Below are 24859 nucleotides of genomic sequence, written 5' to 3'. Positions count from 1 at the left end.
CAGAAGGGCCCTCAGGCCACGTAGAAAAACACGGTGAAGAAGTGGCAGACGCTGCCACCCAGCACAAACAGGTGCCACAGCCCGTGGCCGTGGCGCACGCGGTGGTCCAGCGCATAGAAGACGATGCCCAGCGTGTAGCAGGCTCCGCCCGCCAGCAGCCAGGCAAACCCGGCCGGCGTGAGCGCTTGCCACAGCGGCACCACGGCCACCAGCGCCAGCCAGCCCATGAGCACGTAGATGACCAGCGACAGCACACGCGCGCCGCGCGCCCACCAGATCTCCTGCGCAATGCCCAGCAGGGCGAGCCCCCACACCACGCCCAGCAGCGACCAGCCCCAGGCACCGCGCAGCGACACCAGCGCAAACGGCGTGTAGCTGCCCGCGATCAGCAGGTAGATGCTGCAGTGGTCCAGCTTTTGCAGCACGGCCTTGATGGTGCGCCGGCGCACGCTGTGGTACGCGGTAGAGGCGGCGTACAGCGCCACCAGCATGGCGCCGTAGATGCTGAACGCCACCACCTTCCACGGGTCACCCAGGCGCGCCGCCAAGGTGATGAGCACGGCCGTGCCCGCCGTGGCCAGCAAGGCGCCCACCAGGTGGCTGATGCTGTTGAAACGTTCTCCGGGGTACATGGTGTATCTGCCTGATGGTTACGGGTGCATGGAGGGCTGAGCGGCTGCACCGCCCGCCGCGCCTTGCATCCCTTGCTCCAGCCCTGGACGCCCGAACCAGTAGCCGTTGCAGGGCAGATCGGGCATGAAGGGCTGCATGCGCTCCACAAAGTCGGGCTCGTTTTCAGCAGGGGCTTCGGCCGCTGCGGCACGGCGGGCTTCGTCAAATGAATCAATCACCTGCGCCATGTGCTGCGCTTGCGGGCTCAGGCGCACCACGTCCACGCCCCGGGCGCGCATCGCGGCCAGTTCGTTGGCCAGGTTGTAGACACGGGCCGACTGGGTCTGCGTGCCGTTGAGCACCAGAAAGCCTTCGCTCTCGCGCGTGCGCAGCGGCAGGCCGTCGGCATGCTGCAGGCAGCTGAACTGGCAGTCGTCCTTGGGCAGGTTGCGGTGGCGGGCCGTGAAGCAGCGCGCCGAGTAGGCCAGCGGCATGCGGCCGTAGGCAAACACCTCGGTCTCGATGCCGGCGGGCCGCTGCGCCAGCACAGCAGAGAGCGCCTCCTGCGACATTTCGAGCGGCATCACCCAGCGCGTGGCGCCGAGCTGCGCCATCCACCGCAGCGAGTGCGCGTTGTACAGGTTCAGGTGCGGCCCGGCCACAAAGCCCCGCGGCCCGGCGGGCGCACGCGATAGGCAGCCCACGGCCCCCATGTCGTTGGCCTCGACCAGGAACTCGCCGTTGCCCGCGATCTTGTGCATCACCCCCACGTCGGCGCTGGACTCGATGAGCACCTGGCTGGACAGCACCACCTCCTTGCCCGCGTCCCGCAGCGTGCGCGACAGCGCCAGCCAGTCGGCCAGGCGCAGCTCGTGGCGGCGCGAGCACACCGTCTCGCCCAGGTACACCACATCCACGGGCGTGGCGGCCATGGCCTCGTAGAACGCGAACACGGTGTCGCGGGGCCAGTAGTACAGCAGCGGGCCGAGAGCAAGTTTCATGGGGCGATTTCTGGGAGGTTGTCGTTGTGGAGAAGCACTACTTCCACGGGCGGTGGTAGGCACCCAGCGTGTGCTGCTGGCCTTCTGCCACCTGGTCCAGGCTGGCCATCCAGCGTGTCTTGGGCGCGTAGCGGTGGGGATAGGCCAGGCACTGGTCCAGGGCCTCGCGCCAGACCTGGGTGACCTGCGCCACATACGCGGGGCTGCGCTGGCGGCCTTCGATCTTGATGGCGCGCACGCCCATCTTGAGCAACTGGGGCAGCAACTCCAGCGTGTTGAGGCTGGTGGGCTCTTCGATGGCGTAGTAGTTCTCGTCGTCCCCCACATCGAAACGCCCCTTGCACAGCGTGGGGTAGCCCGCGTTCTCGCCGGGCGCATAACGGTCGATGAGCACACCGTTCAGGCGCGACTCGCGGCCCTGTGGCGTCTCCACCCAGCGCACGGCCTTCGGGGGTGAACACACGCCGTGCGTGTTGGGCGATTCGCCGGTCACGTACGACGACAGCGCGCAGCGCCCCTCGACCATCACGCACAGACTGCCAAAGCCAAACACCTCGATCTCGACCGGTGTGCGGTCGATGACCTGGCGCACCTGCTCCATCGACAGCACGCGTGGCAGCACGGCACGCACGATGCCGAACTGCTCGCGGTAGAAGTTGATGGCCTCGTAGTTGGTGGCCGAGCCCTGCACCGACAGGTGCAGACGCAGCCGGGGGTGGTGCTGCACTGCATGCTGCATGAGGCCGGGGTCGGCCAGGATGACGGCGTCCACACCCAGGTCCACCGCCTTGTCGAGAGCGCTGCGCCAGGGCCCGGGGTTGGCGGCCTGCGGGTAGGTGTTGAGTGCCATGAAGACCTTGCAGCCGCGCGCATGGGCATGGTCAATGCCCTGGGCAATGGCTGCCTCGTCAAAGTTGAGGCCCGCAAAATTGCGCGCATTGGTGGCGTCGCGCAAGCCCAGGTAGACGCAGTTGGCGCCATGGTCCACGGCGGCCTTGAGGGCAGGCAGGCTGCCTGCGGGGCAAACCAGTTCCATGGCAGGGCTCGCTGCCTCGGGCAAGGCAGCGGCAGTCGATTTCAAGGGGTCCATCACAAGCATTCAAACGCTGGCCCCGGTGGGGAGCCACAGCACAGGGCGCCACCATACGGGGCGCATCCCGCGCGTCCGCTGATCTTCATCAACGGCAGTGCACAATGCTGGAGCAAAGCAGTCGGGCTTTGACGTGCCGTGGCCTTCCTGGCGCACCACACTGCCTACCGCCCTTGACTTGCATCCAGCCCCCACCCAACGCACCTCTGCCCGCCCCGAGCGCCCCCTGCCGTGAACAAGAACCTGTGGCTCCTGGCCCTGTGCCAAGGCCTTTTCCTCACCAACAACGTTGTCTTCATCGCCATCAACGGCCTGGTGGGCCTGCAGCTCGCGCCCTTTGGCTGGATGGCCACGCTGCCGGTGATGGGCTACGTGGTGGGCGGTGCACTGTCCACGCCGCTGGTGGCGCAGAGCCAGGCGCGCTGGGGGCGCAAGGTGTCGTTCCAGATCGGGCTGGCCGTGGCCGTGGTGTCGGCCGCGCTGTGTGCCTGGGCGGCTTTCAGCGCCAGCTTCTGGCTGCTGTGCACGGCCACGGTGGTGGCGGGCTACTACAGCGCCAATGGCGGGCTGTACCGCTTTGCGGCGGCCGAACTGGCCAAACCGGACTACCGCGAAAAGGCCGTGTCTCTGGTGCTGGCCGGTGGCCTGCTGGGTGCGGTGGCGGGCCCCAACCTGGCCAGTGCCACGCGCACGCTGTTCCCGGTGCCGTTTGCGGGCGCCTACATCGCGTTGATCGGCGTGGCGCTGTTGTCCATGCTGTGTATGTCAGCCATCCGGTTCGAGGCGCAGCCCGTGGTGCTCAATGCGGCGGGGCAGCGCGAGCAGGGCCGCCCGCTCAAAGTGCTGATGCGCCAGCCTGCGTTCATCGTCGCCATCGTGGGCGCCGCGCTGGGTTATGGCGTGATGAACCTGCTGATGGCCGCCACGCCGCTGGCCATGCAGGTGTGCGGCTTTGACTTTGATGCCTCAGCACTGGTGCTGGAGTGGCATGTGATCGGCATGTTCGCGCCCGGCTTTGTCACCGGCCACCTCATCAAGCGCTTTGGCGTGCTGCCCATCATGGGCACGGGCGTGTTGCTCAACCTGGCGTGCGTGGCGGTGGCACTGATGGGCGTGGAGCTGCACCACTTCGGCATTGCGCTGTTCTTCCTGGGTGTGGGCTGGAACTTACTGTTCACCGGCTCCACCACGCTGGCCATGACGGCCTACCGGCCGGAGGAGAAGGACCGCGCACAGGCGGCCATCAACTTCTGCGTGTATGCCACGCTGGCGCTGAGCGCGTTCTCGTCGGGCGTGCTGGTCACCACACAGGGCTGGACGCTGCTGAACGCCGGCTCGCTGGTGCCGATTGTCGTGACGGGGCTGGCGCTGGCCTGGCTGGGCCTGCAACGCCAGCGTGTTTCAAGCGGTGCCTGAAGCGCGTTCGGCAGCAGCGCCATCGGCCTGCGCCGTGGTGCGCAGCCACTGTGCAAAGGCCGCCACCGCAGGGTCTTCCAGACGCCCCGGCGCCACGAACAGGCTGTAGCCCCGCGCACCGCTGTCGTGGTGCGGGTGGGCCAGCACCAGCTCGCCCGATTGCAGTTCGCGCTCCACAAAATAACGCGGCACCAAGCCCACACCCAGGTCAGCGCGCACCGCCTCCACCAGCATCGAGAACAGATCAAAACGGTGGCCGCCCAGGGTGTGGGCCGGCACGCGCGTGATGCCTGCACGGCCCAGCCAGTCGTCCCACGCACCCAGGCGGGAGCTGAGCTGCAGCAGCGGCACGGCGCGGAAGTCGCCGCGCTCTGTGGCGCGCCGGTGGCGCGACTGCGGCGCACACACGGCCACGCAGACCTCGGGCATCAGCGGCGCGGGCACCACGCCGGGCCAGGCCGCGTCGTCGTACTGCACGGCCACGTCAAACGGGATCTCCGCCATGTAGATCTGCGTGGGGTACACCTGCAGGTGCAGGCTGCAGCCTTTGTGCTGTGCAAGGAAGGCCGGCAGACGGGGCAGCAGCCAGCGCTCGGCAAACACCGGCACGCAGCCCACCAGCAGACGCGCGCCATCGGGCCGCTGGGCCATGGCTTCGAGTGTGTGGTTCTGCAGGCGCAACAGGTCGCCCACGATCTGCGCGTGGTAGCGGCGGCCCACGTCGGTAAGGGTGGAGCCCCGAGCGCCACGCTGCACCAGCTGCAGGCCCAGCTGGCCCTCCAGCAGACGCAGCTGCTGGCTCACGGCGCTGTGGGTGAGGCAGAGTTCTTCGGCGGCCTTGCTCACGCCGTGGTGGCGCGCCACAGCATCAAAAACAAGCAGGGCGCGGGTGCTGGGGATGTGTTTGCGCATGTAAGAAAAACTGTCGGCTGGGCAGATTAAAGCAGAGCCCGGGGGCCGAGTTCGGTCCAACAATTGCATGGCACTGCATGCCGGCCCGCGGCTCCATCCACGATGGCTGGACAGGCCGGTCACTCCTTCCGTTTGTGTTCGTGTTTCGCTGGATCACCATGACTCTCCCTCTCCATACCTTCCGTGCCACAGCCCTTGCGGGTGCCATGGCCCTCGCCTGCGCCGCCTTGCTGCCCGGTGCCGCCCATGCGCAGTTCGGCGCCGTGGCGCCCACGCCCACCACGCTGCGTCCCGCCGTGGACAAGGCCTACGGCCAGCTCATGGCCGCGCCCCAGATCCTGCAGCTGCTCGACGCCGTGAAGGCCGACCACGACCGCGCCACCGAAGACCTGCGCATGCTCACCGAGATCGAGGCGCCGCCGTTCAAGGAACAAAAGCGTGCCGAAGCCTTCCTGGCCCGGCTCCAGGCTCTGGGCCTGACCAATGCCGCCATCGACGCCGAAGGCAACGTGGTGGGGGTGCGCAAGGGCACGGGCAACGGGCCCAAGCTGGTCATCTCGGCCCACCTGGACACCGTGTTCCCCTCCGGCACCGACGTGAAGGTGAAGGAGCGCGACGGCAAGCTGTATGCGCCCGGCATTTCCGACAACACGCGCGGACTGGCCGTGCTGCTGTCGTGGCTCAAGGTGCTGAACGATCAGAAGATCGCCACCGTGGGCGACCTGGTGTTCGTGGGCAATGTGGGCGAGGAAGAGCTGGGCAACCTGCGCGGCATGAAGCATTTGTTCAAGGAGCACCTGGACATCGACGGCATGGTGGCGCTGGAGCCCGCGCCCGATGGCACGGTGCTGGTGCTGGGCACGGGCAGCCACCGCCACGAGGTGACCTTCAAGGGCCCGGGCGGCCACAGCTACGCCGCGTTCGGCGAGGTGCCCAGCGCCATCCACGGCATGGGCCGCGCCATTGCCAAGATCGCCGAGATCCGCACGCCCAAGAGCCCCAAGACCACCTTCACCGTGGGCACCGTGGGCGGCGGCACGTCCGTCAACACCATCGCGCCAGAAGCGCGCATGGCGGTGGACATCCGCTCCGACGAAATGGCCCCGCTGCTGGCCACCGAAAAGCAGGTGCTGGCCGCCGTGGACAGCGCAGTGACCGAAGAGAACGCACGCTGGGGCGTGAACACCCTGAGCGCATCGACCAAGCTCATCGGCGACCGGCCCGGTGGCCGCACCGCCGCCGACGCGTTGATCGTCGAGGCTGCCGTGCGCGCCAACACCGCCTTTGGCCGCAAGACGGTGCTGGCCGGTGCCAGCACCGATGCCAACGTGCCCATGGCGCTGGGCATCCCCGCCATCGTGATCGGGGGCGGCGGCAAGACAGGAGGGTTCCACGCGCTGTCGGAGTGGATCGACCTGACGGATGCCTGGAAAGGCGCCCAGACCTCGCTGGTCACGGTGCTGGGGCTGGTGGGGGTACAAGGTGTGAGTGCGCCACTGCTCGACAAGCGCCCACCCCGCACCAAGTAGTGGCGCGGCACCCCAGCGGCATCACCCCGTTCACGATTGTTGACACGAAGGCGCCGCCGAGGTGCGTACCATGGGTGGTTCCGTCCGGGCTGGCGCACTGCCGCCCTTCATTCCTCTACAGGAGAACACCATGGGTTTGCTCGATTCCGTTCTGGGTGCCGTCATCAACAACGCGTCGCAAGGCGGCAGTGGCGCCGCTGCGGCGGGTGGGGCCGGTGGTGGCCTGGGAGGGCTGATCAGCCTGGCCGCACAAAACCCGCAGCTGGTGCAGGCCGTCATGTCCCTCCTCAGCAACGACGGCCCGGTGGGCGGCCTGCCGGGGCTGATGGCCAAGTTCCAGCAAGCCGGGCTGGGCAACGTGATTGCGTCGTGGCTGGGCGCCGGGCCCAACCACGCAATCTCGGGCGAGCAGCTGTCCCAGGTGCTGGGCAGTGGCCCACTGGCGCAGATCGCGTCGCAATTGGGTGTGGGCCCCAGCGCTGCGGCGGGGCAACTGGCGCAGGTGTTGCCGGGCCTGGTCGACCACCTGAGCCCCCAGGGACAGGCGCCCCATGGCGGGTTTGGCAATGCCAACGATCTGCTGGGTATGTTGGGCGGATTGCTTCAAAAGTGATAGCTGCCAGCACTTGATTTGAGAGCGCCATCGGCCATTTTCACCATCACCCCGCGCCCTCGGTGGGGCCAGCGCGTTACCGCTGCAAACAACTCAGAGGACTGCTCACAAAAATTCCCACGGGTGTGCCCCTAGCATCGCGGGCGCCGTGCAAGGCGGGCCCATCGGCAAGCACTGCGGCGCACACAACAACACACGACCGAGGGAATTTTCAGCATGAACGAAGGCACTCCATTTGCAACGCCCCCAGCGGCATCGGCCGCAGCCAGTGGCACCCCCACGGCGGTGCCCACCGACTTGCCCAAAGTCTGGCAAAAACGATTTGCGCTGATAGAGCGGGCGGGGGGACTCAAGCTCACCAAGCTCAAGGACCTGAGCTTCTTTGAGCGCACGGCGTGCACCTTCAACCTGCTGGCGGGCCTGTTCGGCCCGTTTTATTACGTCGCCAAGGGCATGTGGAAAAAGGGGCTGGCGTACTGGGGGCTGGGCATTGCGGGCATCCTGGTGCTGGAAACGCTGGTGACGGTGGCGGGCTTTGGGCACCTGCTGAGCCGGATGCACTACACCGGCGCATGGGTCGCCCTGTTTGCCATGATGGCGAACCGCGACTACTACAAGAAGGTCATGCTGGGCGACAACGGCTGGCTGTGACACCCGGCTCCCAACCCATAACCCCCAGCCGCGCCGCACAACACTGCATTCGCTGGGCCTGGGAGCTGCCCTGGTGACGTTTGCGCTCACCGCAGCCAACACGACCGGTGCCGCACTGGGTTCCAACGGGGTCACGTTCACCCCGTGGATGTGGCTGGACGTAGGTATCTGCGGGGTGCTGGCGTGTGGCATCTACCGCCGCAGCCGCGTCGCCGCCGTGCTCATGTTCGTTTACTTCACCGCCGCCAAGGCGCTGTGGGTGTGGAACGACCTGGAGATGCGTGACGAACCCGGCTGGAGCGATTTTCTGGACAGCCTGGACACCTGTACCAGCGGCGGCCTACTGATGGCCGCGGTGCTGGCGGTCGTGTACGCACTGGGCGTCTGCGGCACGGTGGCCCACCACAGGCGGTAGCGCCGGTCTGCACCACCGGCGTTATTTCCGCGAGTTCAAAAATGATAGCTACTGACGCATGATGCACTGGCGCTTGAAGGCCTTTTTATCCAAAAACGGCCCGTACGCCTAGGCCACCACGGGACAGCGCCGCACCAGCCATTGCCGCAGCAGGTCGAACACCGGCTCCGCCAGTTCCGGGCTTTCGTTGAACAGCTCGTGGAACAAGGGCTCAAAGCAGTGGGACTGCACCACGGCCTTGGGTGCAGCGGCCGCAAAGGCACGGCTGCCCGCAGGGTTGACCAGCTTGTCGCTGCCCGCCCACATCAGCAGCGTGGGCACGCTCCAGTGCGCAGCGCGGGCGACGGTGGCGGGGCCACCCTCGGCAATGAAGCGGGCCAGGCGGGCGCTGATGCGGTCGTGGCACAGCGGATCGGCCAGGTAGGCCGCCACCACGGCGCTGTCGTGCGAGAGGTATTGCGCATCCAGCCCGTTGCCCACGCGCAGGTTGGGCGCAATGCGCGGCAGCGTTGCGAGCAGCAGCTTTTGGACGGCGCCCAGGCCGGCATCGAGTGCGGGGGAGGACAGCACCAGTGCATCCACCGGCCGCAGGTGCAGGGACACAAACCGCGAGGCCACCAAGCCGCCCATGCTGTGGCCCAGTAGCACCAGGGGTTGCCCTTCCGGCATGCGGGCGCGGGTGGCGTCCACCAGGTCCGCCAGATCGTCCAGCAAGCGCATGTCCGACGTGAGCCCACCGCGCGGCCCGGCCGACTCGCCATGGCCGTATTGGTCATAGCCCCGCACGGCAAACCCCCAGTCGTTGAGGCGGCGGGCCAGCGCGTCATAGCGGCCCACATGCTCGCCCAGGCCGTGCACCAGCAACACCGTCCCCCGGCAGGGCTCGCCCTGCGGCAAGGGCCAGTCCTGCACGGCCAGGTTCTCGCCATCGCTGGCGGTGAAGGTGGTCAGGGTCGAAGGAAGCAGTTCTTCAGAAGTCATGGAAAGCAGGGCATTCGAGACGCGATGGGACAGCATACCCGGCGCGCCCAAATACCCGGTGCACTAAATGGTCAGGCTCGTGCTGCCGGCAAGACCCAGAGAGCGTGACCCCTGATCGGGCGAAGCTGCACCGGGGTTTTCAAGCCAGAGATACCCAGAGGTCATCCCAGTCGGTGGGCAGGAAATTGCCTTCGCGCCGCAGCACTTGCTGGTGCTTGCGGTTGAGCACGAAGTGCGTGGGACGCCGCGAAATGGCGCCAAAGCTGTCCTTGTGCCCCTCGGCGTTTCGCCAAGCAATGGGAAAACGCTGCTCGGCGGGCACTGATACCTTGAGCAGCTCGATGTACTGCATGAAGTCAGCCGCCTTCTCGTCCATGTTCACGCCCAGCAGCACAAAGTCGCGCTGGCGATTGGCGGTGTAAAACTCGCGCATGAGGCGCAGCTCGTTGGTACACAGGGCGCAGCCAGCGGTAAAGAAGCTCACCAGACACACCTTGCCGGCGTAGTCCGTCAGCATGACCGGCTTGCCTTCGCTGTTGGTACCGGTCAGCGTGTGAAGCGGGCCCGGTGTGCTGGCGCCAGCCGGGGTCTGGGCCAGACCGGACGCCGGCGCGAGAGTGGCAAGGGCAGCTGCAGAGCAGGCGTGGAGAAATGCGCGTTTGTCCATGGTGTAACCCGGTGATGGAAGGCGTGAGGAAGAGCACCCAGGGCGCCTGGTGTGGCGCCCTGTGCTGTCAGGGGGCCGTGGCCGCTGCGGCCGCCTGCTGGGCCATGGCTGCCATCACATGTGCCACGGAGGCAGTGAGGCGCTTGGCATAAGGCACGTGCAGAAACTCGTTGGGACCGTGCGCGTTGCTCTTGGGGCCCAACACGCCACAGACCATCATCTGCGCGGTGGGAAAGCCTTCGCTCAGCATGTTCATGAGCGGGATGGTGCCGCCCTGGCCGATGTAGCCGCAGGGCGCGCCAAAATGCGCCTGCGAGGCTTCGTTGAGCGCCTGCTCAAACCAGGGCGTGGTGGCCGGTGCGTTCCAGCCCGTGGCGCCGCCGCCGCTCTGGAAGGTGACCTTGGCCTGGTAGGGCGCGTTGTCTTCCAGCAGCGCCTTCAGGTCCTGCACGGCCTGGGCGGCGTCCACCAGCGGGGGCAGGCGCAGGCTGAGCTTGAAGGCGGTGTAGGGGCGCAGCACATTGCCCGCGTCCTGCAGCGCCGGGAAGCCCTCGGCACCGGTGACGCTGAGCGTGGGCTCCCAGGTGCGCTTGAGCAGGGCCTGCACCGGGTCGGTGGTGGTGGGCAGGGCGAACACGGTGGAGCCGCCGCAGTCGTAGTGCGCCCAGGGGAAGCGCTTGTACACCTCTTCGCCCAGGATGGCCGCCGTGGCGCGCGCCTGGGCCAGCCGGTCGGCGGGCACTTCGCAGTGGAAACTGGCGGGCAGCAGGCGGCCGGTGGCGCTGTCTTCCAGCCGGTCCAGCACCTGCCGCATGATGCGGAACGACGAGGGCACCAGGCCCGAGGCATCGCCGGAGTGGATGCCTTCGGTGAGGATCTCGACCTTGAGCGTGCCGCTGGCCATGCCGCGCAGGCTGGTGGTGAGCCACAGCTGGTCGTAGTTGCCGGCGCCCGAGTCTAGGCACACCACCAGCGCCACGTTGCCCATGCGGGGCTTCAATGCGTCGATGTAGGGCAGCAGGTCGCGCGAGCCACTTTCTTCGCAGGTCTCGATCAGGCCCACGATGCGCGGGTGCGGCACGTTCTGGCGCTTGAGTTCCTGCACGGCAGCGATGCTGGCGTAGACCGCGTAGCCGTCATCGGCGCCGCCCCGGCCGTAGAGCTTGCCGTCTTCGTACTTGGGTGTCCAGGGGCCCAGGTCGCTGCGCCAGCCAGAGAACTCGGGTTGCTTGTCCAGGTGGCCGTACATGAGCACGGTGTCGGTGGCATTGGGCTGGGTGGCAGCGATCTCGAAGAACAGCACCGGGGTGCGGCCTTCCAGGCGCACGATTTCGAGCGTCAGGCCCTCGACCTTTTGCGACTCCACCCAGGCGGCGGCGTTGCGCACCACGGTGTCGAGCAGGCCCAGCTCGGCCCAGTCGGCCGCGAAGGTGGGGGACTTGGCAGGGATGGCGATGTAGTCGGTGAGCTGGCGAACAATGTCGCTGTCCCAGGCCTGGCTGACGCGCTGCAGGGCAAGCTCAGGCTGAAGGACTTGGGAGGGCACGCGGGCGTTCATGGTGGGGGCTCCTGAAGGCGGAAGGTGATCAATCCGCCATTCCAACACAACCCCCCGCCGGGCGCCATCGGTCAATACAGAGACTCGGGCAAGGTCTCGGGATTGGCCTGGGCCGCCAGCTGGGCGCTGGGGCGGCGCAAGCCCGTAGCCACCTCGACGCGGTTGCGGCCGTTGTTCTTGGCCTGGTACAGCGCGCGGTCGGCCGCGGCAATCAGCATGTCCCAGCTGTCTCCTGAGTCCAGCCGCCCGCCAAACACGCCAATGCTCACCGTGACGGCAATGCCGGGGCCGGGCACGCCATCGGCTGGGCAACGGGACTCCTCGACTGCCTTGCACAGCTCGCGCGCCAGCTGTTCGGCCCCCGTGAGGCCGGTGTCGGGCAGCAGCACCATGAACTCTTCGCCCCCGTAGCGGCCCACCAGATCCTGCGCACGCACGCGCTGGCGCAGCACGTTGACCACGCTGCACAGCACGCGGTCACCCGCCGGGTGGCCGTACTGGTCGTTCACGTCCTTGAAATGGTCGATGTCCACCATCATCAGCGCCATGGGCTCGCGCATGCGCTGGGCGCGGGCCACGTCCCGGTCCAGCGCGGCGATCAGCGAGCGGCGGTTGGCCACGCCGGTGAGCGGGTCCAGCGCGGCCAGCACGCGGTTGTTTTCGTCGGCCCGGTCGCGCGACATGAACACAAAACCCACCGAGCTGACGAGCACCACCGAGAAGGTGGCCAGAAAAGTCAGCGTCTGCAGCCCACTGCCCTGCAGGATGTTGGTGGCCTCGGAATGGGTGCTGATGGCCACCAGCGCACGCCCCCCCAGCACCACGGCCTCCAGCGACAGGCCCGCCACCAGCAGCCACTGCCCGCGCCCCACGGTGGCGTGCCGGTGCGACAGCGCCGCCAGCAGCGCCCACACGGCCTGCAGCCCGATCACCAGACCCACAAAACTCACCCGCGCCGGAAAGTTGTCGATGAACACCGAGACAAAGACCAGCACTAGCAACGGCGGTGCCAGCAGCAGGGCCCAGCGCACAGGCCGCCCCTGGAACTGGTAGACCGCCGCAATCATCCCCACGAACACACTGGACAACATCAGGTTACCCACCACGATGGACAACAGGTCGGGGATCAGGCCGCGCAGCATGATCAGCAGGTGGCCGATGGCATTGACCAGCAGGGCCGCCGCCCAGCGGCCCAGGCCGTCGCGCCGCCGGCCCCACCCCACCACGGCCATGGAGGCAGCCATCATGAGGGAGCTGGCAATGATCATTGCCAGCATGGTGGGGACGTGGGCGGCCATGGATGCAGTTGGGCGGGGGTATGAAAGGAATCAGGCCAGCATAAACCAAGGATTACAGGCCGCAAACCACCGGATGACCACCCGCTCCGGTGGTGCGCCCTATTGCAGCTGGGCGGGCGCCCGGGCGCCGCTGCCGGGCGCGTGCTGCCCTTCGCCGTCGCCGGTCTGCGCCATGGGCGCGGCCAGGGCCGTGCGGGGGGCGTAGCCCAGGCCGCCCTGGGTGGCTGCGCCATCGCCGCGCGAGAGCTTGAACACCTGCACCGCGCCCGCCAGGCGGGTGGCCTGCTCGCGCAGGCTCTGGGCGGCGGCGGCCGACTGCTCCACGAGCGCAGCGTTCTGTTGCGTCATCTGGTCGAGCTGGTTGACGGCGGTGTTGACCTGACCGATGCCGTCGGACTGCTCGGTCGATGCGGCCGTGATCTCGCCAATGATGTCGCCTACCCGTTTGACCGAGCCCACGATCTCGTCCATGGTGCTGCCCGCGTTCTGCACCAGGCGCGCGCCCGATTCCACCCGCTCTACGGACGCACCAATCAGCGCCTTGATCTCGCGCGCGGCCTCGGCGCTGCGCCCGGCGAGGTTGCGCACCTCGCTGGCCACCACGGCAAAACCCCGGCCTTGTTCGCCCGCACGCGCAGCTTCCACGGCCGCGTTGAGCGCCAGGATGTTGGTCTGAAACGCGATGGAGTCGATCACGCCGATGATGTCGGCGATCTTGCGCGAGCTCTGGTTGATGTCGCCCATGGTGGTGACCACCTCGCCCACCACCTGGCCGCCGCGCGCGGCCACTTCGGCAGCGGTGCTGGCCAGCTGGTTAGCCTGGCGGGCGGCGTCGGCCGACTGGCGCACGGTGGAGGTCAGGTGCTCCATGCTCTGTGCGGTCTGCGCCAGGCTGCTGGCCGTGGCCTCGGTGCGGGCCGACAGGTCCTGGTTGCCGCTGGCGATCTCGGCGCTGGCGGTGGTGATGCTGTCCACGGCATTGCGCACCTGCTGCAGCATCTGCGTGTAGCGCTGGCGCATGCCCTCCACCTCCTGCACCAGCGCTCCGATCTCGTCGCGCCGGGTGGTGTGGAAGGCCTCGGTGAGGTCGCCCTGCGCGACCAGCGTGATGGCCTGGGTCAGGTCCTGCAGCGGGCGGCTCACCCCCCGGCGCAGCATGACGAACAGGCCGATGGCCAGCAGCACCACGGCCACGGCCATCAGGCCCCACACAGCCAGCGTGACGCGACGCTGGCTGGCCATGGCCTCGCCATCGGCCACCTCGGCCACCACCCACCAGCCGCCACCGGTCTTGCGCACCAGCGCCCAGGGGTTCTCGGCGCTGGTGCCCAGCACGTCTGCTGCCTCGCGCACAAAGCCGTCCTGCGATGCGGCCAGCGCTTCAAAGAAGGGGCGCGCCTGCGGATAGGCCTCCAGCACGCGCTTGCCGCGCGCTGTGGGGTGGTACACAAACACGGCCTGGTCCAGCGAGGTGCCGGGGTTGATCACATAGGTGCCGCCGTGCTCGAAGAACTTCGTCTGCGCTACCTGCTTTTGCAGCATGGCGTGGAACACGCTGATGTCGTTGCCGATGAACAGCAGCGCAATGACCTTGCCCGAGGCGTCCTTGGCGGGCAGATAGTGGCCCATGAAGGGCTTGCCGTTCACCACCGTGACGCCGGTGTAGGGCTCGCCCTTGGACACCGTAGCGTAGGCCGGATCGGTGCGGCCGAGCGGCGTGCCCATCTGGCGCTCGCCCTTGTCGTTCTTGACCGAGGTGGTGATGCGCACAAAGTCATCGCCCTTCTTGGCGAACACCGTGGCAATGCCGCCGGTCTCGCTGGCGAATTTGTCGACCGAGCCGTAGTCCTCGTTCACCAGCGCGCCGTAGCTGCGCAGCTCGCCCGAGGCTTCGTCAAGCTGCATGGTGGCCTCGAAGTAGCGCTGGAAGCCCTTCATGGTCAGCTGCACCAGCTCGCGGTTGGTGTTGTCGGCCGCGTCCAGCGACTGCGCCACGCTCTGCGCTGTATCCCCCACGCTGGCCACCACCTGCGCGCGGGTGCTGCGCTCGGTCAGCACGGCAATCGCCAGCCCCACCAGCACCAGCACCAGGGCCACCAGCGCAATGGCGGTCAACGTGACCTGGCGCGCGACGGATCGGTTGTTGGCAAGGGATGCGGGCATGCGGGGTGTCTCCTGAATTGGGATGCGCAAGGCAATGCGCCAAGGAATGCAAAAGCCGACTGGGCCGGTCTGCTTTCACTCTAAGCCCAGCACCTTGTTACATTTATTCACGCATTCCCTTACGCATTCGCGCGTACTGGAGTCGGCCCGCGAAACGATTTAGGCCGGGTGCTGGGGGCCGTTGCGCAGGGCCAAGTCCCGCCAGCCAAGCCCCTGCGATGTCCCTGCCGACGGGCTGTATTCGCAGCCCACCCAGCCCGTGTAGCCCAGGGCGTCGAGGGTGTCGAACAGGAACGGGTAGTGCAGCTCGCCCCGGTCGGGCTCATTGCGCGCGGGCACACCCGCCGCCTGGATGTGGGCCACGCGGCCCGTGGGCAGGTAGCGCTGCAGCTTGCCGTGCAGGTCACCCTCCACCAGCTGGCAGTGGTACAGGTCCATCAGCACCTTCAGGTGCGGCACCTGGGCCGCGTCGAGCAGCTCGTGCGCGTGGTCCTGCCGGTTTAGAAAATAACGCGGCACATCGCGCAGGTTGGTGGGTTCGATGAGGATGTCGCACCCGGCGCGGCCCGCCTGGTCTGCCGCCCAGCGCAGGTTGTCCACGCACAGGGCCTTGAGCGATTCGCGCTCCACGCCGGGCGGAACGGTGCCGCACAGCACATTGATGCGGGGGCAGCCCAGCCGTTCGGCATACCGCAGGGCCTCCAGCACGCCGGCGCGAAACTCCGCCTCCCGCCCCGGCTGCGCGGCCAGGCCGCGTGCGCCCTGGTCCCAGGCGTGGGCCATGTCGGCGGGCGCGAACCCGGCTGCGGGGGCATTGAACAGCACCAGCTGCAGGCCGTTGTCCTGCAGCCGGGCAGCGATCTCGCGGGGGTCGACAGCGTAGGGAAAGTGCAGCTCCACCGCCCGAAAGCCGTCGCGCGCTGCCGCCGCAAAACGGTCGAGCAAGGGCAGCTCGGGGTACATCAGGCTCAGGTGGGCGGCGAACTGGGGCATGGGGCAACGGGGCAGCAGTCGAAACCCTGCCAGCTTATCGCGCCGCAGCCTGCGGGCCGCCGCGCGGGGCCTGTTGGTGGCAGATTCAATACCCTACAGGCCGGTAGCGCTAATCGATCATGCCCGAGCAGCTATCAAAACAGTAGTGAAAATGATGCGATGCGATGAGATGCGCGGCACAGGTGGGAGGGAGCCAGCGCGGGCTTCAGCGCCCCGCGCGGCGCCACCACCTCTGTCTACTTGGCCCGGCTTCCCGCCGCCAACACGGCTGCACGGCCTACCGCCGAGTCGTCGGTGAAGAAGCCGTCGATGCCCGCACGCAGGTAGGCCGTGATCTCGGCCACGCTGTCGCCGCGCACGGTGCCATCGGTGGTGGGCGCCTTCTTCAGCCCGGCGGGCAGGAAGGCGTTTTCGGGCCGCAGTGTCCAGATGTGCACGGCCAGCCCGACGGCGTGGGCCTGCGCAACCAGGGGCGTGGGCTCGCCGGGCACGCCGTCCTTCACCGGCACCACCAGCGTCTTGAACGGGCCGATGGCGTTGGCGTAGGTGGCCACCTGCTTCAGGCCCTCGGGCGTGATCAGGTCGGCATAGCCGCGCGTGTTGGCCGCGCCCTGGGCCACAAAGTCATAGGGCCGGCCCGAGGGCGCCACCAGCTGCACCAGGCGCACGCTGCTGAGCTTACGAATCGCCTGCAGGTTGCTGACCTCGAACGACTGCACGAACACGGGCGCGTCCTTGTGGTTCCAGCCGTTCTTCTCCAGCGCGGCCAGCAGCGGTGCCTCCAGCGGCAGGCCGATGGACTGGAAGTAGGTAGGGTGTTTGGTCTCGGGGTAGATGCCGATGGTCCTGCCCGTCTTCGCGCTTTGGGCCTTGGCCAGGTCAATGACTTCCTGCAAGGTGGGCACCTCGAACTGGCCGTTGTAGGCCACGTTGGCCGGGCGCTGCGCGGGGATGCGCTCGCGGGCACGCAGGGTTTTCAGCTCGGCCAGCGTGAAGTCCTCGGTAAACCAGCCGGTGATGGCCTGGCCGTCGATGGTCTTGGTGGTTTTGCGGCCTGCGAACTCGGGGCGGTCCACCACGTCGGTGGTGGCTTCCTTCACCGAGCCGTCGGCGTTCAGGATGGCGATCGCGTTCTCGTGCCGGGCCACCAGCACGCCGTCCTTGGTGATCACCAGGTCGGGCTCGATGATGTCAGCGCCGTCGTCAATGGCCTTTTGGTACGCGGCCAGCGTGTGCTCGGGCCGCAGGGCCGAAGCGCCCCGGTGGGCAATCACGGTGGGGGTGGGCGGCCAGGCCTGGGCCACGGCGCCCAGCGCCCAGGTGGTGAGCAGCGCGGCGGCAGTCACGGCGCGCAGTGCAATGCGTTTCATGCGGGTCTCCTACAAACGGAGTCTGCACCTTAGCCGATGCGGTTGACAGCAACGTGTCGCCAGGGCGCACGCACCCACAAGGGCTATGCGTGCTCGAAGTGGAAGACGGCCGTGCCCGCGCGGGCGTTGGGCAGCCAGCGCACCTCCTGCCCATCCTGCAGCCCAAAGGAGTCGAGGATGCGCAGGCTGTTCTTGGTGGCCAGCACTTCAAAGTCCTTGTAAGTGCCCACGCGGATGTTGGGCGTGTCGTACCACTGGTAGGGCAGGCGCCGCGTCACGGGCATGCGCCCACGCAGGATGGACAGGCGGTTGGGCCAGTGCGCAAAGTTGGGGAAGGCCACCACACCGGTGCGGCCCACACGCGCTGTCTCGCGCAGCATGGTTTCGGCATTGCGCAAATGCTGCAGCGTGTCGATCTGCAGCACCACGTCAAAGCTGTTGTCGTCGAACATGGCCAGCCCCTCGTCGAGGTTGAGCTGGATCACATCCACCCCGCGCTGCACGCAGGCCAGCACATTGGCGTCGTCGATCTCCACGCCGTAGCCGCTGCAGCCGCGCTCGCGCTGCAGGTAGTCGAGCATGGCGCCGTTGCCACAGCCCAGGTCGAGCACGCGCGAGCCGGGGGGCACCAGGCGCGCCAGGGCTTGCATTGCCGCTTTGTCCGTCATGCTTGCAACTCCTTGGCAATGCTATCGAAGTAAGAGCGCATCACGCCCATGTAGCGGGCGTCATCCAGCAAAAAGGCATCATGCCCGTGCGGTGCGTCGATCTCGGCGTAGCTCACGCTGCGGCGGTTGTCGAGCAGGGCCTTGACAATCTCGCGGCTGCGCTGGGGCGAGAAGCGCCAGTCGGTGGTGAAGCTCACCAGCAGGAACTTCGCCGTGGCACGGGCCAGGGCGCGCGTGAGGTTGCCGGCGTGCGCGCGGGCGGGGTCGAAGTAGTCCAGCGCGCGGGTGATCAGCAGGTAGGTGTTGGCGTCGAAGTAGTCGCTGAACTTGTCGCCCTGGTAGCGCAGATAGCTTTCGATCTGGAATTCGATGTCCTGCGTGCTGTACTTCAGGTCAATGCCCTCGCGCAGCTGTCGGCCGAATTTCTCGTTCATCACGTCGTCGCTGAGGTACGTGATGTGGCCGATCATCCGCGCGATGCGCAGGCCTCGCTTGGGGATCACACCGTGGCGGTAGAAGTGGCCGCCGTGGAAGTCCGGGTCGGTCACGATGGCGCGGCGGGCGACCTCGTTGAAGGCAATGTTCTCGGCCGTCAGGTTGGGCGCGCTGGCCACGACCACGGCGTGGCGCATGCGCTCGGGGTACTGCAGCGTCCAGCTGAGCGCCTGCATGCCGCCCAGGCTGCCGCCCAGCACAGCAGCGAGTTGCGTGATGCCCAGACGATCGAGCAGGCGGGCCTGGGCGTTGACCCAGTCCTCCACCGTGACCACCGGAAAGTCCGCGCCGTAGACCTCGCCCGTGTCCGGGTGCGGGTGCATGGGGCCGGTCGAGCCGAAGCAGGAGCCGAGGTTGTTCACGCCGATGACGAAGAAGCGGTCGGTGTCCACCGGCTTGCCGGGGCCGATCATGTTGTCCCACCAGCCTTCGCTCTTGTCCTGCCCCGCGTACACGCCGGCCACGTGGTGCGAGGCGTTGAGGGCATGGCACACAAGCACGGCATTGGAGCGGTCGGCATTGAGCGTGCCGTAGGTTTCGTAGGCCAGGTGGTAGTCGCGGATCGACGCGCCGCTTTGCAGCGGGAGCACCTCCGGGAAATGCATGGACTGGGGTGTGGCGATGAACGACATAGTTGGAACGGGTAAGCCCTCACGTTCCACCGCTTGCAATCGCCGCAGCCCCCTGGGGAGCCGCTGTCGCCGAGGGCAAACCTCGGCAAAAAAATACCCGGCGTCGCTAAAAACGAGGCCGGGCAGGTGTGTCGGACGGGTCTTTAGCAGAATTTATAAAGCGCCCGCAAGCTGTGGCAAATCGGCGCGTCTGGCAAATATACCAAAGCAGCGCCGCGTCGCCCAGCCCGTTGATCGGTTCAGATCAGGCTGCCGACGAAAAAATGGCCAGCAGGCCGAGCACCAGAAAGATCGCGGCAGACACCAGATGCACCGCGCGGATGGGCACCTTGCGCGTGATGCGCTCGCCCAGCCAGACCACCGGCGCATTGGCCAGCATCATGCCCAGCGTGGTGCCCGCCACCACCCACAGATAGGCGTTGTATTTGGCGGCCAGCATGACGGTGGCGATCTGGGTCTTGTCGCCCATCTCGGCCAGGAAGAACGCGACCACCGTGGTGCCGAACACGCCCCAGCGCGGGGAGCCGTCGGCTTCGCCTTCGTCCAGCTTGTCGGGGATCAGCATCCAGATCGCCATGGCGATGAACGAGGCGCCCAGAATCCAGCGCAGTACCTGCGGGCCGAGGAAGGTGGTCACCCACGCGCCGACAGCGCCAGCCAGGCCGTGGTTGACCAGTGTGGCGACCAGAATGCCCAGCACGATGGGCCAGGGTTTACGAAAACGGGCTGCCAGTACGAGCGCGAGCAACTGGGTCTTGTCGCCCATCTCGGCAAGCGCGACGATGGCGGTGGAAATGAAGAAGGCTTCCATGGGGGATGGGGTCCTATCCGGCCGGATGGGTGGAAAACGCATTGACTGCACCCCGACTCCGGCCATGTGGATCGGTTTGCAGTCAATGGTCTCGCCCAGCTCAAAAGCCGCATACGCCATAGGTTTCCAAGAACCCAAGTGTGTTGACGCATGCCCCCGGCGCATTGCGCGGCCGGGCGGGCTACTCCCCAAAGACAGGCGGATTTTACCCTATGGTTTGCCCTGAAATTCACCGAAAAACCACGCTTGCCCGGTGTTTTGGGCCCATTTACCCAGAAATAAACCCCCACGGGCTCCATAAAGTGATTAATAATGGTTTCGCTTTTCTGTTCGCAGAAAGGCAGTTAGCTTAGCGGTGAATGGTCAGTTTCGCGTCTTTGAAGTCGTCACAGGTTTGTTGATTGCGTCGGGCTCCATCGCGTTTTTGTGTTTTTTCAGGAGTCCTTCATGGGCAACAAACTTTACGTGGGCAACCTGCCCTACTCTTTCCGCGACGAAGATCTGCAGCAGACCTTCAGTCAGTACGGCTCGGTTGGCAGCGCCAAGGTCATGATGGAACGTGACACCGGCCGCTCCAAGGGTTTCGGCTTCGTCGAAATGGGTAGCGATGCTGAAGCCCAAGCCGCCATCCAAGGCGTGCATGGCCAAAACTACGGCGGCCGTGACCTGGTGGTCAACGAAGCCCGTCCGATGGAACCCCGTGCTCCCCGTAGTGGTGGCTTCGGTGGTGGCAATGGCGGCGGCGGTTACGGCGGTGGCCGTAGCGGCGGCGGCTACGGTGGTGGCGGCGGTGGTGGTTACGGCGGTGGCCGTAACAGCTACTAATAAGTCCTCATCAGCATTCCCCCAGGGTCTGCTGACGGCATGAAAAGGAGCCTTCGGGCTCCTTTTTGCGTTCTGGCGCAGCATGGGCGCCACAGCACGCAAAGCCCCTTGCTTTTTCCGTAAAAGTGTGGCGCATAATGGCTTGCGGGCTTTGCCTGCGTTTCAAGTTTGCGGTGATCCGTCAGTTTCGCGCTGAGAGCGTCATTGAGATTAGCTGGCTGCGTTTTGGGGACTCCATCGCTTTATCCATGTGTTTTTGAGGAGTCCCTCGATGGGCAACAAACTGTACGTCGGCAACCTGCCTTACTCGGTGCGCGACGGTGATCTGGAACAGGCCTTTGGCCAGTTCGGTGCCGTGACCAGCGCCAAGGTCATGATGGAGCGCGACACGGGTCGCTCCAAAGGCTTCGGTTTTGTGGAGATGGGCAGCGACGCAGAAGCCCAGGCTGCCATCAACGGCATGAACGGCCAGCCCCTCGGCGGCCGCAGCATTGTGGTCAACGAAGCCCGTCCTATGGAGCCACGCCCACCCCGCAGTGGTGGTTTTGGCGGCGGTGGCGGCGGCTACGGCGGTGGTGGCCGCAGTGGTGGTGGCTACGGCGGCGGCCGTGAAGGCGGCGGCGGTGGCTATGGTGGTGGCCGCGAGGGCGGTGGCGGTGGTTACGGCGGTGGCCGTGACGGTGGCGGCGGCTACGGCGGCGGTGGCCGCAGCGAAGGGGGCTTCCGCAGCCCCTACGGTTCGGGTTCGCGCAACGGCGGAGGCGGCGGTCGCAATGGTGGCGGTGGTGGCTACGGTGGCGGCGGCAACGGCGGCTACTGAACCACACCCGTTTTTGTGTCACAAGGGCCCTTCAGGGCCCTTTTTCATGGCAGCTGCACGTCGAGATAGCAATCTCCATCGCCCCCGGCGCTTTGGAGCGCCTTGTGCAATCCCGCCCCTACTGCATTTCGCTCTGGCGGCGCTTGCGTGGGCGGCCCGCCAGCACTTTGTCAAACAATGGGTTCGGCAGCATGCGCAGCAGCTTGGCGACCACGCCCATTTGCCAGGGGATGACCCGGTAGCTCACGCCCGCCTGAATGGTGCGAAACGCCCGGTCGGCAAAATCGGCAGGCTGCATCAAAAACGGCATGCTGTAGCGATTCTGCTGCGTGAGGGGGGTGTCGATGTAGCCCGGCGACACCGTCACCACGCGCACGCCATGGGGGCGCAATTCACCGCGCAGGCTTTCGCAATAGCTGATGACCGCCGCCTTGCTGGCGCAATACGCGCCATGGCCCGGCAGGCCGCGGATACCGGCCACGCTGCCAATGCCCACCAGGGTGCCGCTGCCGCGCTGCACCATGGCATCCACAAACGGCTGGAAGGTGGCCGCCATGCCGATGTTGTTGGTGGCAAAGGTGCGGGCCATGACGTCGATGTCGCTCAGCACGGCCGTGTCCATGCCCACGCTGATGCCCGCGTTGGCAATCACCACATCCGGCACCCCCTGGCGTGCGATGCAGTCACGCCCCGCAGCGACGATGCTGTCAGTCACCGACACATCGGCACTATAAATTTCATAGCTTTCAGGGCTTATTCCTTGAGCACTTGCCCATGTTTTGACTTCGAAAGTGCGCCGCGCCACCAGAGCCAGGCGAAACCCCGCTTGGTGGTAGCGCTGGGCCAGCGCTTGGCCGATGCCACTGGATGCGCCGGTGATGAAGACAAGGGGAGTGGTCATGTGCATTCCGACAGTGGGCGGCTAGGCAGGATAGGTGGAGGCTACCGCGTGGTGCCCGGCAGGATCATGCCGCGCACGCGCCCGCGCAGCTGCAGCACCTGGTCGAGGTTGTCGTAATCCATGCTGTCGGCGGTGAAGCGGTCGTTGCCACGGGTGAGCGTGACCGGCTGATCAGAGCGCACCCGCTCGGTGTTGGTGAAGGCATGCAGAAACTCACCACGGAACTCCATGGGGGGCTGCGCTGCCGCCCCGGGCTTGGCGGGCAGCGGTTCACGCTTGACGATGGCGTTGCCGAACAACTGCACTTCGGAGCCATCGGCGTTGCTCAGGGCCCGGTTGGCCGTGGCCACGGTGACCCGGCCATCGAGGCTGACCGAACGCATGCGGACCTGATCGATCTCCAGCGTGTCGGTGTCGGGATAGTGGCGTGCCTCGTCGCCCTGCACCTCACTTTGCAGGCGGCCTGTGGCATCGAACGTTTTTACCGAAAAAGACTTCATGAAATAGTCCGGCTGGTGCTTCACGGGCCGGTCAATGGCGGGCAACTGCGGCATGGGCGCGTTGCGCACCAGCCACCAGGTGCCCAGCGCCAGCAGGCCCATCAGCACCACGGGCAGGTAGATCGAGAGCTGGTCCCAGCCCCGGCGGATCACGCGGATCATGCGGTGTAGTCCGCCAGCAGTGCCGCATAGCGGCCCGTGGCCACCAGCAGCAGATCGCACAGCTCACGCGCTGCACCGTCGCCCCCGCGCGCCTGGGTGACGAAGTGGGCCGCGTGGCGCACCTCGGTCTGGGCGTTGGCGGGCGCGCAGGCAAAGGCGCTGCGGCGCATGACGGGCAGGTCGGGCCAGTCGTCACCCATGGCTGCGGCCTGCGCCCAGGTCAGGCCCAGGGTGGCCAGCATCTGCTCAGCGGCGGGGCGCTTGTCTTCGGTGCCGAACACGGCGTGCTCCACACCCAGGGCCTTCAGGCGCACGCGCAGCGGGGCAGAGTCGCGACCGGTGATCACGGCGGGGGTGATGCCTGCCTTTTGCAGCAGCTTGAGGCCGTGGCCGTCCAGGGTGTTGAAGCGCTTGATGGTTTCGCCCGTTTCGCTGAAGTACAGGCCACCGTCAGTGAGCACACCGTCCACGTCAAAAAAGGCCACGCGCACGCCCTGGGCACGCAGCAGCAGCTCGGGGTCGATCTGCAGGGCAGGAGAGGGAGAGGTCTGCGGGGACAGCGCCATCGTCAGATCACCTTCGCCCGCATCAGGTCGCCGATGTGCACCACGCCCACCAGCACGCCCGCTGCGTCCACCACCAGCACGCTGGTGATGGCGTGGGCTTCCATCATTTCGGCGGCGTCCACGGCCAGGGCGTCGGGGGCAATGCGGCGCGGGTTGGCGTGCATGACCTGGGCGGCGGTGGTGGACCGCAGGTCTGCCCCGGCCTCGATGCGGCGGCGCAGGTCGCCGTCGGTGAAGATGCCCAGCACCTGCCCTGCTGCATCGACGATGGCCGAGGCGCCCAGGCCCTTGGCGCTCATCTCGCGCATGAGGTCGCTGAACGAAGCATCGGGCGCCACGCGCGGCACCTCGGAGCCCGAGCGCATCACGTCGCTCACATGGGTGAGCAGCTTGCGGCCCAGCGCACCGCCGGGGTGCGAGCGGGCAAAGTCTTCGGGGCGGAAGCCCCGGGCGTCCAGCAGGGCTACGGCCAGCGCGTCGCCCATGGCCAGCTGGGCCGTGGTGCTGGCGGTGGGGGCCAGGTTGAGCGGGCAGGCTTCGCGCGCCACGCTGCAGTCGAGCACCAGGTCCGCGTAGCGCGCTAGGGTGGACTGCAGACCGCCCGTCATGGCAATCATGGGCGCGCCCAGACGCCGCAGCACGGGCAGGATGGCTGTGAGTTCGCCGCTTTCGCCACTGTTGGAGATGGCCAGCACCAGGTCGTCGCTGGTGACCATGCCCAAGTCGCCATGGCTGGCTTCGGCGGGATGGACAAAAAACGCGGGGGTGCCGGTGGAAGCCAGCGTGGCGGCAATCTTGCGGCCCACGTGGCCGCTTTTGCCCATGCCCATGACCACCACACGGCCCCGGGCCTGCAGCACCATCTGCACCGCCTGGGCAAACACACCATCCACGCGGGCCGCCAGGCCATTCAAGGCTTCCACCTCGATGTGGAAGGTCTCGCGGGCCAGGCGCAGGGCCTGATCAGCGTCAAAAGGGGGCAGCGCGGCGGGGGCGGGAGTCATGCATGGATTCTATCGACCGGCATGTGGGCCGGTCCGTGCAACCTCCCAAGTCCACTGGCACGGTCCGTGCATCCAGCCCGCAAAGCCTTTGCCCCGCCCACCAGGCTGCGAGACCTGCGCGCACGGCCGCGCAGCAGCGGCCTGCAGCCCCGGCAATGGCTTGCTTGAATCCTGTGTTACACAACTCAAGCCTCGGATAGCATCGA

The 24859-nt window shown here is 66.9% G+C and carries 25 protein-coding genes and 1 riboswitch; of the genes, 7 read left to right on the top strand and 18 right to left on the bottom strand.

The window, feature by feature from the left end; translation table 11 throughout:
• Positions 1-11 precede the first annotated feature (11 nt).
• Genes DNK89_RS14635 through DNK89_RS14625 form a run of 3 tightly spaced genes read right to left on the bottom strand, consistent with a single transcriptional unit; the run spans position 12 to position 2703 of the window.
• Complete coding sequence (locus DNK89_RS14635; RefSeq protein WP_056056758.1) at positions 12-632, bottom strand: hemolysin III family protein; 621 nt, start codon at positions 630-632, stop codon at positions 12-14.
• A gap of 18 nt (positions 633-650) precedes the next feature.
• Entirely contained in the window at positions 651-1613 is a 963-nt protein-coding gene (locus tag DNK89_RS14630; protein ID WP_110960689.1) for a U32 family peptidase, read from the bottom strand.
• A gap of 37 nt (positions 1614-1650) precedes the next feature.
• Positions 1651-2703: a peptidase U32 family protein gene (locus DNK89_RS14625; RefSeq protein WP_203422282.1), complete on the bottom strand. Its 1053-nt coding sequence runs from the start codon at positions 2701-2703 to the stop codon at positions 1651-1653.
• Positions 2704-2934: 231 nt separating this feature from the next.
• Between DNK89_RS14625 and DNK89_RS14620 the strand changes: the two genes are divergently transcribed.
• Positions 2935-4119: an MFS transporter gene (locus DNK89_RS14620; protein WP_110960687.1), complete on the top strand. Its 1185-nt coding sequence runs from the start codon at positions 2935-2937 to the stop codon at positions 4117-4119.
• Here DNK89_RS14620 and DNK89_RS14615 read toward each other — a convergent pair.
• Entirely contained in the window at positions 4105-5031 is a 927-nt protein-coding gene (locus tag DNK89_RS14615; RefSeq protein ID WP_110960686.1) for a LysR family transcriptional regulator, read from the bottom strand. The genes DNK89_RS14620 and DNK89_RS14615 overlap by 15 nt on opposite strands.
• A gap of 158 nt (positions 5032-5189) precedes the next feature.
• Between DNK89_RS14615 and DNK89_RS14610 the strand changes: the two genes are divergently transcribed.
• The 4 genes from DNK89_RS14610 (at position 5190) to DNK89_RS14595 (ending at position 8239) form a co-directional block, all read left to right on the top strand.
• Positions 5190-6560: a M20/M25/M40 family metallo-hydrolase gene (locus DNK89_RS14610; RefSeq protein ID WP_110960938.1), complete on the top strand. Its 1371-nt coding sequence runs from the start codon at positions 5190-5192 to the stop codon at positions 6558-6560.
• 130 nt (positions 6561-6690) lie between these two features.
• Complete coding sequence (locus DNK89_RS14605; protein ID WP_110960685.1) at positions 6691-7173, top strand: YidB family protein; 483 nt, start codon at positions 6691-6693, stop codon at positions 7171-7173.
• A gap of 216 nt (positions 7174-7389) precedes the next feature.
• Entirely contained in the window at positions 7390-7824 is a 435-nt protein-coding gene (locus DNK89_RS14600) for a DUF2628 domain-containing protein (RefSeq protein ID WP_110960684.1), read from the top strand.
• A gap of 73 nt (positions 7825-7897) precedes the next feature.
• Positions 7898-8239, top strand: coding sequence for a hypothetical protein (locus DNK89_RS14595; RefSeq protein WP_110960683.1), 342 nt, complete (start codon positions 7898-7900; stop codon positions 8237-8239).
• Between the two features lie 108 nt (positions 8240-8347).
• Here the strand turns inward: DNK89_RS14595 and DNK89_RS14590 are convergent, their stop codons facing one another.
• From DNK89_RS14590 to DNK89_RS14545, 10 genes are all read right to left on the bottom strand, one after another.
• Positions 8348-9220 carry an alpha/beta hydrolase gene (locus DNK89_RS14590; protein WP_110960682.1) on the bottom strand — a complete coding sequence of 291 codons (873 nt, stop codon included), beginning with the start codon at positions 9218-9220 and terminating at the stop codon, positions 8348-8350.
• Between the two features lie 139 nt (positions 9221-9359).
• Positions 9360-9887: a peroxiredoxin gene (locus tag DNK89_RS14585; RefSeq protein WP_110960681.1), complete on the bottom strand. Its 528-nt coding sequence runs from the start codon at positions 9885-9887 to the stop codon at positions 9360-9362.
• A gap of 67 nt (positions 9888-9954) precedes the next feature.
• A complete protein-coding gene (locus DNK89_RS14580; protein WP_110960680.1) occupies positions 9955-11445 on the bottom strand; it encodes a M20 family metallopeptidase in 1491 nt (496 codons plus the stop codon).
• Between the two features lie 71 nt (positions 11446-11516).
• Entirely contained in the window at positions 11517-12743 is a 1227-nt protein-coding gene (locus DNK89_RS14575) for a GGDEF domain-containing protein (RefSeq protein WP_110960679.1), read from the bottom strand.
• A 99-nt stretch (positions 12744-12842) separates the two neighbouring features.
• Complete coding sequence (locus DNK89_RS14570) at positions 12843-14906, bottom strand: methyl-accepting chemotaxis protein (protein WP_110960678.1); 2064 nt, start codon at positions 14904-14906, stop codon at positions 12843-12845.
• Between the two features lie 159 nt (positions 14907-15065).
• Positions 15066-15899: a hydroxypyruvate isomerase family protein gene (locus DNK89_RS14565; protein WP_110960677.1), complete on the bottom strand. Its 834-nt coding sequence runs from the start codon at positions 15897-15899 to the stop codon at positions 15066-15068.
• Positions 15900-16135: 236 nt separating this feature from the next.
• Positions 16136-17269, bottom strand: a complete 1134-nt coding sequence (locus tag DNK89_RS14560; RefSeq protein ID WP_110960676.1) for a glycerophosphodiester phosphodiesterase — start codon at positions 17267-17269, stop codon at positions 16136-16138.
• An 83-nt stretch (positions 17270-17352) separates the two neighbouring features.
• Positions 17353-17937 carry a methionine biosynthesis protein MetW gene (gene metW / locus DNK89_RS14555; protein ID WP_015016396.1) on the bottom strand — a complete coding sequence of 195 codons (585 nt, stop codon included), beginning with the start codon at positions 17935-17937 and terminating at the stop codon, positions 17353-17355.
• Positions 17934-19064 (bottom strand): homoserine O-acetyltransferase, encoded by a 1131-nt coding sequence (locus tag DNK89_RS14550; protein WP_110960675.1) that lies wholly within the window; start codon positions 19062-19064, stop codon positions 17934-17936. The genes metW and DNK89_RS14550 overlap by 4 nt, the downstream gene beginning before the upstream one ends.
• 244 nt (positions 19065-19308) lie before the next feature.
• Positions 19309-19875 carry a TMEM165/GDT1 family protein gene (locus DNK89_RS14545; protein ID WP_060986052.1) on the bottom strand — a complete coding sequence of 189 codons (567 nt, stop codon included), beginning with the start codon at positions 19873-19875 and terminating at the stop codon, positions 19309-19311.
• A 16-nt stretch (positions 19876-19891) separates the two neighbouring features.
• A riboswitch (yybP-ykoY riboswitch) is annotated at positions 19892-20077 on the bottom strand.
• A gap of 245 nt (positions 20078-20322) precedes the next feature.
• On the opposite strand from DNK89_RS14545, the gene DNK89_RS14540 reads away from it, so the two are divergent.
• Entirely contained in the window at positions 20323-20700 is a 378-nt protein-coding gene (locus DNK89_RS14540; protein WP_015016399.1) for an RNA-binding protein, read from the top strand.
• A 271-nt stretch (positions 20701-20971) separates the two neighbouring features.
• Entirely contained in the window at positions 20972-21520 is a 549-nt protein-coding gene (locus DNK89_RS14535) for an RNA-binding protein (RefSeq protein ID WP_110960674.1), read from the top strand.
• A 118-nt stretch (positions 21521-21638) separates the two neighbouring features.
• On the opposite strand, the gene DNK89_RS14530 is transcribed toward DNK89_RS14535, so the two are convergent.
• Genes DNK89_RS14530 through DNK89_RS14515 form a run of 4 tightly spaced genes read right to left on the bottom strand, consistent with a single transcriptional unit; the run spans position 21639 to position 24653 of the window.
• Positions 21639-22421: an SDR family oxidoreductase gene (locus tag DNK89_RS14530; protein WP_203422280.1), complete on the bottom strand. Its 783-nt coding sequence runs from the start codon at positions 22419-22421 to the stop codon at positions 21639-21641.
• 41 nt (positions 22422-22462) lie between these two features.
• Positions 22463-23083: an LPS export ABC transporter periplasmic protein LptC gene (lptC, locus tag DNK89_RS14525; protein WP_110960672.1), complete on the bottom strand. Its 621-nt coding sequence runs from the start codon at positions 23081-23083 to the stop codon at positions 22463-22465.
• Positions 23080-23649 (bottom strand): HAD family hydrolase, encoded by a 570-nt coding sequence (locus tag DNK89_RS14520; protein ID WP_110960671.1) that lies wholly within the window; start codon positions 23647-23649, stop codon positions 23080-23082. Before DNK89_RS14520 ends, lptC begins: the two co-directional genes overlap by 4 nt.
• Before the next feature lie 2 nt (positions 23650-23651).
• A complete protein-coding gene (locus tag DNK89_RS14515) occupies positions 23652-24653 on the bottom strand; it encodes an SIS domain-containing protein (protein ID WP_110960670.1) in 1002 nt (333 codons plus the stop codon).
• Positions 24654-24859 lie beyond the last annotated feature (206 nt).

The sequence above is a fragment of the Acidovorax sp. ST3 genome (genome assembly GCF_003231145.1).
In the GTDB taxonomy this organism is placed as follows: domain Bacteria; phylum Pseudomonadota; class Gammaproteobacteria; order Burkholderiales; family Burkholderiaceae_C; genus Acidovorax.
This window is presented reverse-complemented; position numbering and strand designations above follow the sequence as displayed.

What these genes read in the sequence shown, in the direction of transcription:
- DNK89_RS14635 (WP_056056758.1), bottom strand. Translation starts at nt 632, where the DNA reads ATGTACCCCGGAGAACGTTTCAACAGCATCAGCCACCTGGTGGGCGCC.
- DNK89_RS14630 (WP_110960689.1), bottom strand. Translation starts at nt 1,613, where the DNA reads ATGAAACTTGCTCTCGGCCCGCTGCTGTACTACTGGCCCCGCGACACC.
- DNK89_RS14625 (WP_203422282.1), bottom strand. Translation starts at nt 2,703, where the DNA reads ATGGACCCCTTGAAATCGACTGCCGCTGCCTTGCCCGAGGCAGCGAGC.
- DNK89_RS14615 (WP_110960686.1), bottom strand. Translation starts at nt 5,031, where the DNA reads ATGCGCAAACACATCCCCAGCACCCGCGCCCTGCTTGTTTTTGATGCT.
- DNK89_RS14610 (WP_110960938.1), top strand. Translation starts at nt 5,190, where the DNA reads ATGACTCTCCCTCTCCATACCTTCCGTGCCACAGCCCTTGCGGGTGCC.
- DNK89_RS14605 (WP_110960685.1), top strand. Translation starts at nt 6,691, where the DNA reads ATGGGTTTGCTCGATTCCGTTCTGGGTGCCGTCATCAACAACGCGTCG.
- DNK89_RS14600 (WP_110960684.1), top strand. Translation starts at nt 7,390, where the DNA reads ATGAACGAAGGCACTCCATTTGCAACGCCCCCAGCGGCATCGGCCGCA.
- DNK89_RS14590 (WP_110960682.1), bottom strand. Translation starts at nt 9,220, where the DNA reads ATGACTTCTGAAGAACTGCTTCCTTCGACCCTGACCACCTTCACCGCC.
- DNK89_RS14585 (WP_110960681.1), bottom strand. Translation starts at nt 9,887, where the DNA reads ATGGACAAACGCGCATTTCTCCACGCCTGCTCTGCAGCTGCCCTTGCC.
- DNK89_RS14580 (WP_110960680.1), bottom strand. Translation starts at nt 11,445, where the DNA reads ATGAACGCCCGCGTGCCCTCCCAAGTCCTTCAGCCTGAGCTTGCCCTG.
- DNK89_RS14575 (WP_110960679.1), bottom strand. Translation starts at nt 12,743, where the DNA reads ATGGCCGCCCACGTCCCCACCATGCTGGCAATGATCATTGCCAGCTCC.
- DNK89_RS14570 (WP_110960678.1), bottom strand. Translation starts at nt 14,906, where the DNA reads ATGCCCGCATCCCTTGCCAACAACCGATCCGTCGCGCGCCAGGTCACG.
- DNK89_RS14565 (WP_110960677.1), bottom strand. Translation starts at nt 15,899, where the DNA reads ATGCCCCAGTTCGCCGCCCACCTGAGCCTGATGTACCCCGAGCTGCCC.
- DNK89_RS14560 (WP_110960676.1), bottom strand. Translation starts at nt 17,269, where the DNA reads ATGAAACGCATTGCACTGCGCGCCGTGACTGCCGCCGCGCTGCTCACC.
- metW (WP_015016396.1), bottom strand. Translation starts at nt 17,937, where the DNA reads ATGACGGACAAAGCGGCAATGCAAGCCCTGGCGCGCCTGGTGCCCCCC.
- DNK89_RS14550 (WP_110960675.1), bottom strand. Translation starts at nt 19,064, where the DNA reads ATGTCGTTCATCGCCACACCCCAGTCCATGCATTTCCCGGAGGTGCTC.
- DNK89_RS14545 (WP_060986052.1), bottom strand. Translation starts at nt 19,875, where the DNA reads ATGGAAGCCTTCTTCATTTCCACCGCCATCGTCGCGCTTGCCGAGATG.
- DNK89_RS14540 (WP_015016399.1), top strand. Translation starts at nt 20,323, where the DNA reads ATGGGCAACAAACTTTACGTGGGCAACCTGCCCTACTCTTTCCGCGAC.
- DNK89_RS14535 (WP_110960674.1), top strand. Translation starts at nt 20,972, where the DNA reads ATGGGCAACAAACTGTACGTCGGCAACCTGCCTTACTCGGTGCGCGAC.
- DNK89_RS14530 (WP_203422280.1), bottom strand. Translation starts at nt 22,421, where the DNA reads ATGACCACTCCCCTTGTCTTCATCACCGGCGCATCCAGTGGCATCGGC.
- lptC (WP_110960672.1), bottom strand. Translation starts at nt 23,083, where the DNA reads ATGATCCGCGTGATCCGCCGGGGCTGGGACCAGCTCTCGATCTACCTG.
- DNK89_RS14520 (WP_110960671.1), bottom strand. Translation starts at nt 23,649, where the DNA reads ATGGCGCTGTCCCCGCAGACCTCTCCCTCTCCTGCCCTGCAGATCGAC.
- DNK89_RS14515 (WP_110960670.1), bottom strand. Translation starts at nt 24,653, where the DNA reads ATGACTCCCGCCCCCGCCGCGCTGCCCCCTTTTGACGCTGATCAGGCC.